At 34.1% G+C, this 14,662-nt stretch carries 9 protein-coding genes; 2 read left to right on the forward strand and 7 right to left on the reverse strand.

Annotation, left to right across the window (positions count from 1 at the left end):
* Positions 1-19: 19 nt before the first annotated feature.
* From B0A81_RS18430 to B0A81_RS18455, 6 genes are all read right to left on the reverse strand, one after another.
* Complete coding sequence (locus B0A81_RS18430; RefSeq protein ID WP_089059360.1) at positions 20-1,312, reverse strand: DUF4861 domain-containing protein; 1,293 nt, start codon at positions 1,310-1,312, stop codon at positions 20-22.
* 38 nt (positions 1,313-1,350) lie between these two features.
* A complete protein-coding gene (rhaM, locus tag B0A81_RS18435) occupies positions 1,351-1,677 on the reverse strand; it encodes an L-rhamnose mutarotase (RefSeq protein WP_089059361.1) in 327 nt (108 codons plus the stop codon).
* Between the two features lie 36 nt (positions 1,678-1,713).
* The gene (locus B0A81_RS18440) at positions 1,714-2,784 is read right to left on the reverse strand and encodes a glycoside hydrolase family protein (protein ID WP_089059362.1); all 1,071 of its coding nucleotides are present in this window, start codon (positions 2,782-2,784) and stop codon (positions 1,714-1,716) included.
* A 264-nt stretch (positions 2,785-3,048) separates the two neighbouring features.
* Entirely contained in the window at positions 3,049-4,578 is a 1,530-nt protein-coding gene (locus tag B0A81_RS18445; protein WP_089059363.1) for a sialate O-acetylesterase, read from the reverse strand.
* Positions 4,579-4,953: 375 nt separating this feature from the next.
* Entirely contained in the window at positions 4,954-6,489 is a 1,536-nt protein-coding gene (locus B0A81_RS18450) for a RagB/SusD family nutrient uptake outer membrane protein (RefSeq protein ID WP_089059364.1), read from the reverse strand.
* Between the two features lie 6 nt (positions 6,490-6,495).
* Positions 6,496-9,639, reverse strand: a complete 3,144-nt coding sequence (locus B0A81_RS18455; protein ID WP_089059365.1) for a SusC/RagA family TonB-linked outer membrane protein — start codon at positions 9,637-9,639, stop codon at positions 6,496-6,498.
* Positions 9,640-10,084: 445 nt separating this feature from the next.
* Here B0A81_RS18455 and B0A81_RS18460 point away from each other — a divergent pair, with 445 nt between their 5' ends.
* Positions 10,085-12,886 carry a glycosyl hydrolase gene (locus B0A81_RS18460; protein WP_089059366.1) on the forward strand — a complete coding sequence of 934 codons (2,802 nt, stop codon included), beginning with the start codon at positions 10,085-10,087 and terminating at the stop codon, positions 12,884-12,886.
* 22 nt (positions 12,887-12,908) lie between these two features.
* Positions 12,909-14,033 carry a glycoside hydrolase family 88/105 protein gene (locus tag B0A81_RS18465; RefSeq protein WP_089059367.1) on the forward strand — a complete coding sequence of 375 codons (1,125 nt, stop codon included), beginning with the start codon at positions 12,909-12,911 and terminating at the stop codon, positions 14,031-14,033.
* Between the two features lie 62 nt (positions 14,034-14,095).
* Here the strand turns inward: B0A81_RS18465 and B0A81_RS18470 are convergent, their stop codons facing one another.
* A complete protein-coding gene (locus B0A81_RS18470; protein ID WP_123922208.1) occupies positions 14,096-14,494 on the reverse strand; it encodes a hypothetical protein in 399 nt (132 codons plus the stop codon).
* Positions 14,495-14,662: the final 168 nt, after the last annotated feature.

Here is a 14,662-nt window from a genome sequence, read left to right on the forward strand (position 1 = left end):
TTGTAGTTATGTATGACTGTTATTTTACCTCAACTTTAATTTTAGCCGATAACTGCTTTGCCAAAGTTGTCACGTAATTGGTAAAATATGCTGAATCTTTAAAGTTTTTGTCGGCGCTGAGTTCCCACCCGGCGATTGGGTAATAACTTACTTCTTGATTATTTTTTACAGAAACTTTTATAAGATATGAATCTGTTAGCTGTCCTGTTTTTGGCGCTTCTATATATCCTTTGTAAACATTTTTAGGAACTATTACAGCGGTTCCTAAAATCCATTGACGTTCGTAGGTTAGTTTATCATGCTGAATAAAACAAACAAAATCTCCTGCCTCGATTACTTGTAAAGGGTTTTGATTGTTCAAATTAGAAAGTGTAATCAACAATGTGTCGTTTCCTTTTAAACCATTTACCGAAACTGTATTTTTATAACCGTACATTCCAGGCCAGATCGAAGCTGTTTCTTCTGCTTGATATTTATTTCCCGACGCTTCCCAATTTTGGTATTTATAGTTTAAAACTGAATTTACAGGTCCTTCACTTACAATTTTAAATGTTGTTTTTTCGATATTATTTATAGTATCATTGGCTAAAATTCCAAGTCTGTTTATTTTATTGTCATTGGTCAAGAGAGCAAAACCACCTAATCCTGCTGAGCTTCCAACAGGAAAAATATCTCTTCCCCAATCGTGCATTACGTGGTAATTGTCTTCAACTGCACCTTTGCTGTTTATTCCAACATCTTCTGGTGTAATTCCCGGCGTTTTTTTTCCGAAAACATCTTTGCAGTTTCTTCCATCTAAATAATGTCTAAAACCTACTTTATCATTTTCCCAAGTTGGACCATCAGTTTGGTATTTTTGGTAACCAAGTTTTTTATGCACTTGATTAGCTAATAAAACTTCTTGCGTATCTGGATGAACGGGCAGATTTTTACCTTCTCTTTTTCCAAATCTGGCACTTGTTCTAATCGTGAACTTTGGATCTTTATTTGACCAGCTTAAAACAGCTTTCTTTTCTTGGTTTGCTGCAAAATCAGTCACCAAAAACAATTCGTCCCATTTTCCGTCACCATCTAAATCATTTACCTGCGCCGGAATTGTATCTTTTTTGTAAATTAAAATAGGATACGTTCCAGATTCTTTATTTACAGAAAGTTGGTTTCTTTTGATAGAAATGGCTTTTTGAGTCAGTTCTAAATTGAAAGTATTTTTTAAAACAATTGCATTTTCAGCTGTTTTTTTCTGCGCATTGCAGTTTGCAAAAACCAAGATCGATAATGCAATTGGTGCGTAAAGTTTTATTGTATTTTTCATTCTTATTATAACTTTTTAATTTAAAACAATTTACTCATTTAATCTAAATGAAAAACCTCTTTTAGTGCGTTTGTTTTTGGTGAATTATCTGGATTTGTTTCCATAATATCAGCCATGTAATTCCACCATTTTTTCATAAGAGGATGGCTTGAAAGCTGTGAGCGATCAAAATCTAAACTTAATTTTTGAACACCAAAAAGTACTCCGCTTTCTTCATCTAAAAAAATAGAATAATCCTGAATGCCATTTTCAGACAATAAGGTTATTAACTCCGTCCAAATAGCATCATGTCTTATTTTATATTCGGTTTCAAAACCTTTTTTCAATTTCATTGTAAAGGCATTTCTAACAATTTGATTTTCCATTTTTTCTCTATTAAACTGTTTGATTTAAAATTTCATCTAAACGATTTTAAAAATAAACGCTGATGAAGTTTCATAGTTTCCGCCTTGCGACGCCGTAAATAAATAAGTTGCTTTTCCGTTTTGAAATAATAATTGCGGGCGTTCTGCGCGTCCGTATCGATTTAAATGTTTCGGAGCTTCTGGTTCTTTTACATATTTGCTTAATGGCTGATATGAAATTTGCGGATCGCTCCAATGAATCCCATCTTTGGAGTCCATATAAAGTCCGTAATCCATTCCAAAAACCCCCATATCTCTCGCCAGCATTTTGAATTTTTTATTTTCATACCATACGAAAGCGTCTTCACATTGCTTATTGTCTCCTAATTTTGAAAAATCAATTAATGGATTGTTTTTGTATTTTATATAAGGACCTGTCAACGATTTAGAAATTGCTAATCCGTATTTTCTGTTTCCTTTTATAGGGAATTTTGGATGCACATAATTCTCCGTATCTAATGATTTATAATAAAGCCAATATTCGCCGTTTGGATGTTTTAAGAAGGAAGGATTTGTAGTTAATAAATCATCCCAAGCACCTTGTTCGCCAGGCTGTAATAACGGTTCATCTGATCGTTCCCAAGGGCCGTAAAGTGAATCTGAAGTTGCTAAACCAATTCGCTTTGTATCCATTTTTCCGTTCGAATTTCCCATGAAAAAAAGTGCATACTTTCCATCTACAAAATGAATACTTGGATTATGACAGGTTGTAGCATCCCAAAAACCCTCACCTCTTGGTGCTAAAATAGTGCTGACATATTCATAAGGTCCTTCTGGTTTATCGGCAACTGCATGTGCAATTTCAGAACCGTTTATCCAGCCGCTCATGCTTTTTGATTTTTTCCAACGAGAAAAGAACACATGAATCTTCCCATCCGGACCTTCAATTGGACTATTACACCAAACGTAATAATCTTCAAATTCTAAGGCACGCCCGACTGGTCGAAGTCTTTTCTCGAAATCTGAAAGTTTTGGATCATCGAAAAAAGCACTGGCTTCTGCTGAAAACGGAAGACACAACGCAATGGCGGCGAGAGAATTTCCAATTATAAATTGTCTTCGATTCATTTAACTTTTATTCAGATTTATATTTATGTCTTAAATATTCTCACACAGATTGAGCCTATTTTATTTTACAAACTAATCAATCATTTGATCTTTGGTTTTAATCTTAAACACCTAGAAACATAGATTTTTAATTTCTGTAAAAGAGCCTTTAAAAAACTAGTTTTTACACACAGCTATGTGTATTTATGCAAATGAAACGCCTTTATTAAGTTTTTAATCCCAATAGCTATCGGGAATGTTTCTATGTGTTTAATTTTATTTCTTCTATTTTTTTTCAGCTAAAACCCATTCATCTGTTCTAAAAGGAGAAGCGGGTAAGTTTTCATTGTTGAATAAATTAGGTTCTGGAACGGCTTTCCAAGCAAATCGAACTGCAGCAGGTTCTTTTACTTTAGGTGAAGTAACTATTATTGTTTTTCCATCAATTTTTGCTTCGGCAGGATAAAAAACTTGGTCATTTCCTGCGATTTCAAATTCTTTCAAGGTATCACCAGTTTTCTTTAATCCAGAATCGGCATAATCAAAAAACAGCTGTACTTTTTGTTTCTTGATTTTCATATGATTAAAAATAGGTCCTGAATACACCAGCTTATTTTCTCCATACGTTTTAGCTCTTGCTATGAGCGCTAATCTATAACCAACGGTCTGTTTGTCTATTGGATGAATATTTTGTGCATCTCCAACATCAGTCGTAACAACCATTCCGCTGTTAGGTATTGTTTTTAAGGACATTAATTGAGCTTCTCTTATTTCTGCATTTTGCCCTTTATGCGGTGTAATCTGCACATAATAAAATGGAAATTCTCCTTGTTTCCATTCTTCTCTCCAGCTTTTTACCATGACTGGAAATAAACTTCGATACAAATAGGCTTTTCCTGAATTGCTCTCGCCTTGATACCAAATTGCTCCTTTTATTGTGTAGTTTACTAAAGGATGAAGCATAGCGTTGTACAAAACATACGAAGTTTTATTGGGTTCTTTTTTAGGCTTTTTTAATTGTGATTTTGGAGCATTTGCTGCGCTAGCGATTCGTTCGTTTGTAAGTGCCAAATAATATGCTTCCAGTTTTTCTTGATACACTTTTTCGTTTTTTGCATCTTCTTGCAAAATGGGTAAAAAAGCAACATCTTCTTCTAATACATTCTGCGCGGTCCAAGCTTCGGCTTTGGTTCCGCCCCAAGAAGTAGATATTAAACCGATTGGCACGTTTAGTTTTTGATACAAATCTCTTCCAAAGAAATAGGCTGCTGCCGAAAATGTTTTAATACTTTCAGGCGAACAGATTCTCCAGCTTCCTGTAACATCTTCAAGTGGTTTTGTCGATGCATTGAGGGCAACAGTAAAAAGTCTAATGTTTGGAAAAACAGCATTTTTTACTTCTTCTTCATAGTTTTTAACACCCGTTTTCCAAGTTCCTTCTTCTCTTCCAACAGGGAAAAACATATTTGACTGACCGGAACAAAGCCAAACTTCACCAATAAGAATATTTTTCAGCGTAATTTTATTAGAGGCTTCGATTGTAATATCGTATGCCGCTTGTCCTCCTTGCGGAGTTTCGACTGTTGTTTTCCAATTTCCTTCAGCATCGGCAGTAACATTTACCGGAAGATTTGACCATCCTAAATGAATGTTTATTTTTTCATTTGGAGCAGCCCAACCCCATAAATTAACTTTTGCATTTTGCTGTAAAACCATATTATCGCTTACCAAAGCTGGAAGTTTTACCTGAGCTGAAAGTGAGAGTTTTGCACTCAAAACCAATAAAAGTAAAAGAATTTTATTTGGATTTTTCATTGTTAGTTTTTTTTATCTAAGTAACACTTTAAATTTAAATTAGCTGTTCTTTTTTTGCATCCTGTGCTTTCCTGTTTTTTACACATAAAACCCAAAAAAGCTGTCTAAAAAAGACAGCTTTCTTAAAACAAAAAAATATATAAAAAAATACTAATTACTAATATATTCCTGTTGGGTGTAATTTGTTAAAAAAATTAAGCACATAGAAACATAGATTTTATCCTTAATAAAGAAGACTAAAAGAAACACATTTCCTTCACATAGCTATTTATGTGTATTTAAAATAAATGAAACGCCTTTTTTAAAATCTTCAATCCCGATAGCTATCGGGAATGTTTCTATGTGTTAGATAAATTTCGTCCAGCTTATTAATTACTAATCGTAACCTAAATTTTGATCATAAAGTCCTGGAACTGCTAGAAGTTCTTGCAACGGAATTGGATACAGTAATGAATTGTTATCGATTGTTCTGATTTTATTCTCAGTATCTTCAGCAATTCTCCAAGCGTTCATAGTTGCCACTGCTTTTCCAGACCTAATTAAATCAAACCATCTTGTTCCTTCTGCAAAAAACTCTTTTCTTCTTTCTTCAAATAATTGATCTAAAGTAATGTTTACAGCATTTGCAGGCACACCAGCTCTGGTTCTTACTCTATTAACAATTGCATCAACATCAGCTTGAGTACCGCCGCCGCCGTGAAGCGTGCATTCTGCCATAAGCATCAAAACATCAGTATAACGAGTGATCATAAAATCAACTCCCCAATCTTCACGTCCGTTCCCGTATCTCGCAGGATCAATGTATTTTTTGAAAACTGGCAGAGTGTAACTTCCTTTGTAAGTTCCAGAAGCTACAGTATAACTTGTAGCAATACCATAAAGTTGTCTTTTATCAGCGGCTGTAAACAATTTCATGAAACCAGTTGAAATTGGTCTTGCTTCTAAAGCTCCTTGTGCTGATAGATTTACAGATGCAAAATAAGGTTCGTAACCTAACTCTACCATGAAGTTTCCACCAACAGGAGTTGAAATATTTTGTGTGTAAGAAATAGTCAATACGTTTTCTTTATTAGCATTTCCTTCGGTTTTAAAAATTGGTTCGTAATCTGTACCAAAAGCATATAAACCGCTCAACTTAATATCGTTTAACTGCTGATAGGCTTTATCCCATTCATTTAAACCTAACATTGCACCATCAATTCCGTAAGTTGGGCTTGAACGAGTCATATAAACAAGTCCTAAAAGTGCTTTTGCGCCATATTTTGTAACACGTCCGTAATTTGCATTATCGTAAGAAGGAAGCAAATCTGGAATTGCCAATTCTAAATCTGAAATAATTAGTTTGTAAACATCTGCAACTGCAGTTCTTTTTATTTTTGAAGCTTCGCCGGCAGTCATTGTTTTGTCAATTAATGGCACACGTCCAAACCATCTTAACAAATCAAAATAACAGAATGCTCTAAGAAAACGTGCTTCAGCAGCCATTGCGGTTTTATCGGCTGGATTTGTAAAAATTACATCCCCTTTTTCTGCAATTTTTTCTAATAACTGATTTGCTTTATAGATCGCATTGTAATTGGTAAGATATGCTTCTTTCACATAAGTATTTGAACTGATGGAAGTGTAAAAACTATTGATTCCTTCCCAATCTCTTGATGCCGTTGTAGTTGCCATCAAGTTATCAGATCTGGTTTCGCTTAAATTCATTAATCGGTTTGCATAACCATATACGGTTGCTCCGTGGAAAGCAACGGAATAAGTTGCGTTTCTTGCTTGTACAAAATCACCTGGTGTTGCATAAAAATTTTCGATCGTGCCTTGCGATAATGGCAGCTGAGTCAGCTCATCTGTACAAGATGATTGTGCGAACAACATTAACGCACCTGCTGCTATGAAGATATATTTTTTCATTTTCGTTTAATTAAAATTAATGTTTAGTCCGATAACTAATGATTTTGCCAAAGGCGCTCCACCGTAATCTACCGGCACAGAGAAATCACTGTTTGAACTTGCTGAAGTATTTACTGCTTCTGGATTGAAACCTACTTTATATTTGTTCCAGTAGAACCAGTTTTCTCCTGTTACATATAATCTTGCATTATCAATTCTTGTAATTCCTTTTAAGGCTTGTCTCAGATTATATCCAATAGAAATACTTCTGATACTTACATAATCTGATTTGTACAACCAGTCAGAATTTGCTTGATATCCAAAAGAAGTTCTCCAATTTCCTCTAACTGCTGGATCTACATTTAATGAATTTTCTACAGATCCCATTCCAGTACGATCAATTGCACGACCTGTTAAACCATAAACTGTACCTCCATTTTGACCTTGAACCAAAACATTTAAATCTAAATCTTTGTATTTAAAACTATTTGTGATTCCCCAAGTATATTTTGGTGTTGGGTTTCCTAAATCTACACGATCTTCTGAATTGATTTTTTTGTCTCCGTTTTGATCCACATATCTAGGATCTCCTAATACTAATTTATTTCCTCCAATTGTAGTACCTCCGTTATCGATATCTGCTTGTGTAAGCACTCCATTTTGTTTTAATCCAAAAATGGTATACATTGGTTTTCCAACTTCTAGTTTAATAAATGGTACACCTCCGTCAAATGAGTTACTGATTTCAATTTTAGATTGATCTGGTCCTAATGCTAATACTTTATTTTCGTTATGACTTATATTTGCCGATGTTCTCCATTCAAAACTTGGTGTTTTAACGTTTAATGAATTCAACTCAAATTCCCATCCTTGATTTTGAACTTCTCCAATGTTTGTAAGGTAAGTAGGGAAACCTGAATCTCCAGGAACAGGAACTCTTAAAAGTAATTCGCTGTTGTTTTTTCTGTATACTTCAAATGTTCCAGAAAGTCTGTTTTTGATAAATCCAAAATCTACTCCAAGATCTATACTTTTTGATTCTTCCCAATGTAAAGTAGGATTTGGAATTGAAGCTGCGCCTTGACCAATTGCCACTGCTCCTCCTATTGAATAATTGAATGTTCCAAGTGTAGCATAAGATCCGTAGCTGCCAATATTATTACTTCCGTTTGTACCAGCACTTGCTCTAAGTTTCAAATCGCTAAGCCAATTCACTTCTTTTAAAAATGATTCTTGCTTAATTCTCCATCCTAATGATACAGAGTAAAAATCTCCCCATTTTCTGTCAGAACCAAATTTAGATGAACCGTCACGTCTAATACTTCCAGATAAAATATAACGTTCTTTAAAGTTGTATTGTAAACGTGCGAAGTAAGATAATAATGTACTTTTCTCTGCATTTGTAGATCCAATTGATCCTGCTGGAAGCGTTTCAATACTTGAACTATTATAAAGTGCTCCTGAAGAAAGTGTTGATTTTGTTATTTCGTATGAGTTGAAAGACTGTCCTAAAAGCACATTAAAACTATGGCTTCCGAAAGTTTTGTCATACGTTAAAGTATTCTCATTAACAATATTTTGTCTTCTGTACGTATTATATGCTCCTCTAATACTTGCAATTACATCATTTGGTGTATAGCTTTCAGTAGTATTATCTGAATTATCAAAGTTAATAGTACTTTTTAGAGTAAAACTATTGGCAAATTGATAGCTTGCATATCCAGAGATTAAATTTCTATACATAGAGTTTCTACCAGTTCTTGCTAGAGCGTTCAACATATTTGTTGTACTGCTTCCCCACGCATATCTAGTTGTATACTTTTCTCCCGCAGCATTAGAAGCGCTTTCAAAAACTGGCGTTGCAGTAAGTGCTTTAAACAACGTATTGTCTTTACCTTCAACACCTGGATCATTCTTAATAGAATAAGAAGGCGCTAAATTAATTCCCATTTTAAAGCTTTCTGACAATTTCACGTCAACATTTGCTCTTGCTGAGAATAATGAATAATCTGTACCCACAATGTATCCCGTATTTTTTTGATAATTGGCAGACACATAATAATTTACAGCATCTGTAGCTCCAGAAGCAGATAATTGATAGTTATTGAATTCTCCGGTACGGAAAACTTTATCCTGCCAATCGATATAATCTAATCCTGGATGTCCTGGAATATCCCATCTGTCATCGTATAGATAAGTATAATATCTGGTATTTGCTGTTGTAAGCGGTGCGGTTGGGTTTTTTAAATTGTAAGCTGCAATACGTTCTGCATTTGATTGACTTGCCGATGCTCCTGCTATTCCTGAACCAACCCATTGTGCATCGATCATTGTTTTTGCTCTGTCGATCCATCCTTGAGATGATAACATATCAACTCGGTTTGCTTCTTTATTAACCCCGCCATACATATTAAAAGTAAATTTTGTTTTACCTTTTTTACCTTTTTTAGTGGTGATAATTACAACTCCGTTTGAAGCTCTCGAACCATAAATTGCAGCAGCTGCGGCATCTTTTAATACTTCGATAGAAGCCACATCATTTGGATTCATGTTGTCCAGCGGACTTCCGTTTGAGAATGATCCGTTGCTGTTACTTCCTTCCGTATAAATTGGAAATCCATCAACAACGTACAAAGGCTCATTTCCTGCTGTAATCGAACCTGATCCTCTAATTTCAATACTAAAAGGCTGTCCTGGCAATCCCGTAGTTTGTTTCACACGAACTCCTGCAACCTGACCAATCAAACCTTGATCGATTCTCGAAATTGGACGTTCTGTAAAATTTTCCGTTTTTATTCCTGAAATCGCTCCTGTAGTTAATTTTTTCTTTTGTGTGCCGTAACCAATAACTACGACTTCATTTAGGTTTGAGCTTTCTGCATCTAGCGAAACATTATAACTTTGTGCGACGCCAATTTTTATTTCCTGCTTGACAAATCCCACAAACGAAAATACTAAAGTCTCCCCTGGAGCAGCATTAATACTGTATTTTCCATCAAAATCAGTACTTGTAGACCTATTCGTTCCCTTGACAATTACATTTACCCCGGGTATCGATAATTTGGCTGGGTCAGTAACGGTTCCTGTAACCGTTTTTCCTTGCGCATAACCTGATGAATACACTAGTACACATAAGGCTATAATCAGCAAAAGATTAAGCTTGTTTTTCATAAAAAGTTAAATTTGGTTAGGTAATTAGTTCAAACCAAATTTATTTAGAAGCGACTTTCACGGCATCCTGTAGTATCCTGTTAACTTTCAATATATTACAAAATAATATTAAGTTTACTTTAACAAAAAATAACTCAACTACCTGATTTACAACCGATAGCTATATACAAAATACACAAATACATTATACTAAATTTTAGTAAATTATTTTTTCACTATTCCTATTTATTCCCATAAATTAATATCAATTAAAAAACGTTATAACTTATTTAATGATAATTTAATTTTTACAATATTCAATTAAAACAGGACGCAACAGGATAGCATTTTGATAGGTTGCTTATACTTTTACTTTCGTACAGTGAATTTTAAATATGTTTTTACGAATTCTGTTTTTACAAAAAATTAATAAATTTTAATAACGGCTAAATCTTTTAGATCAATAATGAAACAACTTCAAACATTCTGCTTTATTACCTTATTTTTTATTTGTAATTACAACCTTTCTGCACAGGACAGCAATACTTCTCCATGGCCTAAATCTGCAAACATAAATCAGCCATGGACACGCTGGTGGTGGATGGGCAGCGCTGTTGATAAGCCAAATTTAAAAAAGACTTTAATCGATTTTAATAAAGCAGGAATTGGCGGAGTTGAAATCACTCCTATCTACGGAGTAAAAGGAGAAGAAAGCAATTACATAGACTACCTTTCTCCAAAATGGATGGAAATGCTGGATTATACTATTCAAACTGCTGACAGTCTAAAAATGCAGGTTGATATGGTTTTAGGTACAGGATGGCCTTATGGAGGATCACATGTTACTTTGCCTTATGCGGCAACTAAACTTATTGTTGAAAAATATCCGCTTAAAAAAAATGAAACATTTGATCGAAATATAACGCTTGACAGCAGTAAAGAAAAAACACCCGCTGAACTTTTATATGTTGTGGCTTACGGAAGCGATGGTTCTTATATAAATTTAACGGACAATCTCGAAAAAAACAAAGCAGCTTCAAAAGATAAAGGAATTGAGGGATCTGCAATTAAGCTTCCGAATAAACTGGAACCAAACCGATTAAATTGGAAAGCCAAACAAACAGATTATACTATTTATGCCGTATTTAGCGGTAAAACAGGACAACAGGTAAAAAGAGCTGCTCCTGGAGGAAAAGGCTACACTTTAGATCATTATTCAGCAGAAGCTTTAAATGCATATGTAGTTCCGTTTAACAATGCGTTTAAAGGAAGAGAAGGAAAAATAAGAGCCGTTTTTAATGATAGTTTTGAGGTTTATGGAACTGACTTTACACCCAATTTCTTTGAAGAGTTTCAAAAATTAAGAGGCTACGATTTAAAAAAACAACTCTCGATTTTACTGAATGAAACTGATAATGAAATTGGAAATCGAATTAGAAGCGATTATCGTCAGACTATTGCTGATTTATTACTGAATAAATTCGACAAGTCATGGACAAATTGGGCTCATTCAAAAAAATTTAAAACTAAATTACAAGCACATGGTTCACCTGGGAATTTAATAGATCTTTACGCTTCTGCAGATATTCCCGAATGCGAAACTTTTGGTTCTATGCCATTTGATATTCCTGGTTTTCGACGCGAGAAAGAAGACATTCGCGAAGGCGATGCTGATCCTGTAATGTTAAAATTTGCCTCATCGGCAGCACATATTTCTGGTAAAAATTTAGTCTCTTCTGAAACTTTCACATGGCTGCGAGAACATTTTAAAACGGCACTGTCACAATGTAAGCCCGAAGCGGAAGATTTGATGCTTAATGGTGTCAATCATATTTTTCTTCATGGCTCGACTTATTCTCCAACACGTGCTGCATGGCCGGGATGGGAATTTTACGCATCGGTTAATTTTAATCCCAATAATACAATTTGGGAAGATGCTCCCGCTTTGTTCTCCTATATTTCAAACTGTCAATCGATGCTTCAACAAGGAAAATCTGACAATGAAATTCTTCTCTATTGGCCAATATTTGACACGTGGGATAAGTTTCAAAACGGAAATTTATTCTTTCAATTCAAAATACATTCTTTATCAGAGTGGCTGTATGGAACTTCCTTCTATGACACTACAAAAAGCCTGATGAAAAAAGGATATAGTGTTGATTTTATCTCTGATAATTTTATCTCTGATGCAGCAGTTGCAAACGGAAATATAATTGTGTCTGGAGTACGTTATAAATCACTGATTATTCCCGCTTGCAAAAAAATGCCATTTGCAACAATGCAAAAACTAATTGAACTAAAAAAAGCAGGTGCGGTAATCATCTTTGAAGGTCTGCCGGAATCAGTCCCAGGTTTCAATGATTATAAAAAACAAGAACAAAATCTTCAAAATCTTTTAGTCTCAAATAAAAGTATAATTGAGCCTGTTTCTGATGTTTTAAAAACTTTAGAAGATTTCAAAATTCAACCTGAAAGTCTTGTGAACACAGGTCTGAAATTCATTAGAAGAGATATTGACGGCGAAAAAATTTATTACTTAGTAAATCATACTATAAAAACGATAGATGACTATATTCCGTTGCAAATTGAAAATAAAGAAGTCATTATTTTCGATCCTTTAACAAAAGCATACGGCAATGCTCTGATTGAGAAAAAGAACGGAATGACTTACGTTAAAATAAAAATAGAACCAGGGCAATCCTATTTTTTAAAGACTGAAAATACAGTTTCTCAAAAAAAATGGAAATACTATGAAACAGCTTCTACACAATTCCCATTGACAGGAACTTGGAAACTAACTTTTGAAAAAGGCGGGCCGAAATTACCTCAAAGCACCACCATCAATAAGTTAGAATCTTGGACAAAATTAAGCACAGAAGCTGAAGCTTTTTCAGGCACAGCTGCTTATGTGCTGCAGTTTGAAAATCCAAACCCTAAAATCAGCCATTGGAGTCTTAATCTCGGCGATGTTCGAGAAAGCGCCAAGGTGTGGATAAATAATGATTTTGCTGGTACTGCTTGGTCTGTTCCATACAAATTGAATATTCAAAAATTAAAACCCGGTAAAAATATTCTGAAAATTGAAGTGACTAATCTGCCTGTAAACAGAATAAGAGACATGGAATTAAAAGGACAGGAATGGAAAATCTTCCATGAAATAAATATGGTAGACAAAGATTATAAAAAATTTGATGCGACAAAATGGAATCCAATGCCTTCCGGGCTTTTAGGACCAGTAACACTGACACCTTTAAAAGAACTAAACTAACTATATAACCATCTATTGAAAAATGAAAAAATTACTCTTTCTTTCACTCCTATTTGTTTTCTCGTCAGGCTGCTTAAATGCGCAAGAGCCTTTTGATAAAAAACAGGTACTGCAGCAAATGATACTTGCAAATGATTATTTTATGCAAAAATGGCCTGATACTGGAAAAACTATAATTACAAACAAAGAACGTCCCAGTAATATTTGGACTCGAGGCGTATATTATGAAGGATTAATGGCTCTTCATGAAATTTATCCTAAGGATTCATTTTATGATTATGCTTATGCATGGGCCGAATTTCATAAATGGGGATTCAATGGCGGTAACGTAACCCGAAACGCTGACAATTATTGCGCCGCACAAACCTATATCGATTTGTATAATTTAGAACCCGATTCTAAAAAACTAAAAAATACAAAGGCAAACATTAATATGCTTTTAAATACGCCTCAAGTAAATGACTGGTCATGGATTGATGCTATACAAATGGGAATGCCGGTTTTTGCAAAAATGGGAGTTTTAGAAAAAGACAATCGCTATTTTGAAAAAATGTATGAAATGTATATGTTCTCTAGAAACAAACATGGAGACAACGGTTTATTCAATCCGAAAGAAGGTTTATGGTGGCGTGATGCTGATTTTGACCCGCCTTATAAAGAACCAAATGGAAAAAACTGTTATTGGAGCCGCGGTAATGGATGGGTAATTGCTGCTCTTGCAAAGGTTTTAACTATTATTCCTGAAAATGCTCCGCATAGAGATCAATATGTAAAAGATTTGAAGGTCATGGCGGCTGCACTAGTTCCTATTCAAAGAGCGGATGGATTTTGGAATGTAAGTCTGTACGATCCAACTAATTTTGGAGAAAAAGAAGCCTCTGGAACCGCATTATTCATCTACGGAATGGCATACGGTATAAACAATGGCATTTTAAAAAGAGAGACTTATCTTCCTGTAATTCAAAAAGCATGGAAAGCCATAACAACTGAAAGTCTTCACTCAAACGGTTTTTTAGGCTATTTACAATCAACAGGAAAAGAACCTAAAGATGGACAACCATTATCCTATGACAAAATTCCGGATTTTGAAGATTATGGTTTAGGATGTTTTTTACTGGCTGGATCAGAAATCTATAAGTTGAAATAATAAAAATAAAAATGGGCATATTAAAATATGCCCATTTCTTTACTTACTTTTCAATCTACAGGTTATGACATTTGAAATAAAGCCTTTTGAAAACTATTAAACTGCATCTGGGTAAAACTTGGATTTGAAAATGCAATTTCTGGCAGTTTAGGCATCAAATCTGATTTATTTTTAAAATATACTTTTAAATCTCTAAATATTTCCGTTCTGCTTTTTGTAATATCAACTAAGCAAAGGTTTTTTATATCTTCAAGAAAAAATAAACCGCTCAAAAGATTCTTATTTGAAAAGCAAATCATAACGTTTCTTCCTTTTTTATCTAATTTTAAAAAATCGATTAATTCTGATTTTTCATAAACAACAAAAATAGAACGATCAAAATCTTTCGATTTCTCTTCATTTTTTAATAAAAAAGAATCCTCAGAAAATTCAAATTCATCTTTAAACTTTCTTTTGAACATTTTTAAAAAAACTTTCTTATTATCACGCACTAAAACTCTCTCTTTCCTAATCATCTTTCTTAAAATTATCTATTATTTTTTCATCAAGTTGCAATTATACTTTCACAACATGAATTACATTGTTTTCTACAAATGAAATCAACTCCTTTATGTTCCTCTCATTTGTCT

It is taken from the genome of Flavobacterium plurextorum (assembly GCF_002217395.1).
In the GTDB taxonomy this organism is placed as follows: domain Bacteria; phylum Bacteroidota; class Bacteroidia; order Flavobacteriales; family Flavobacteriaceae; genus Flavobacterium; species Flavobacterium plurextorum.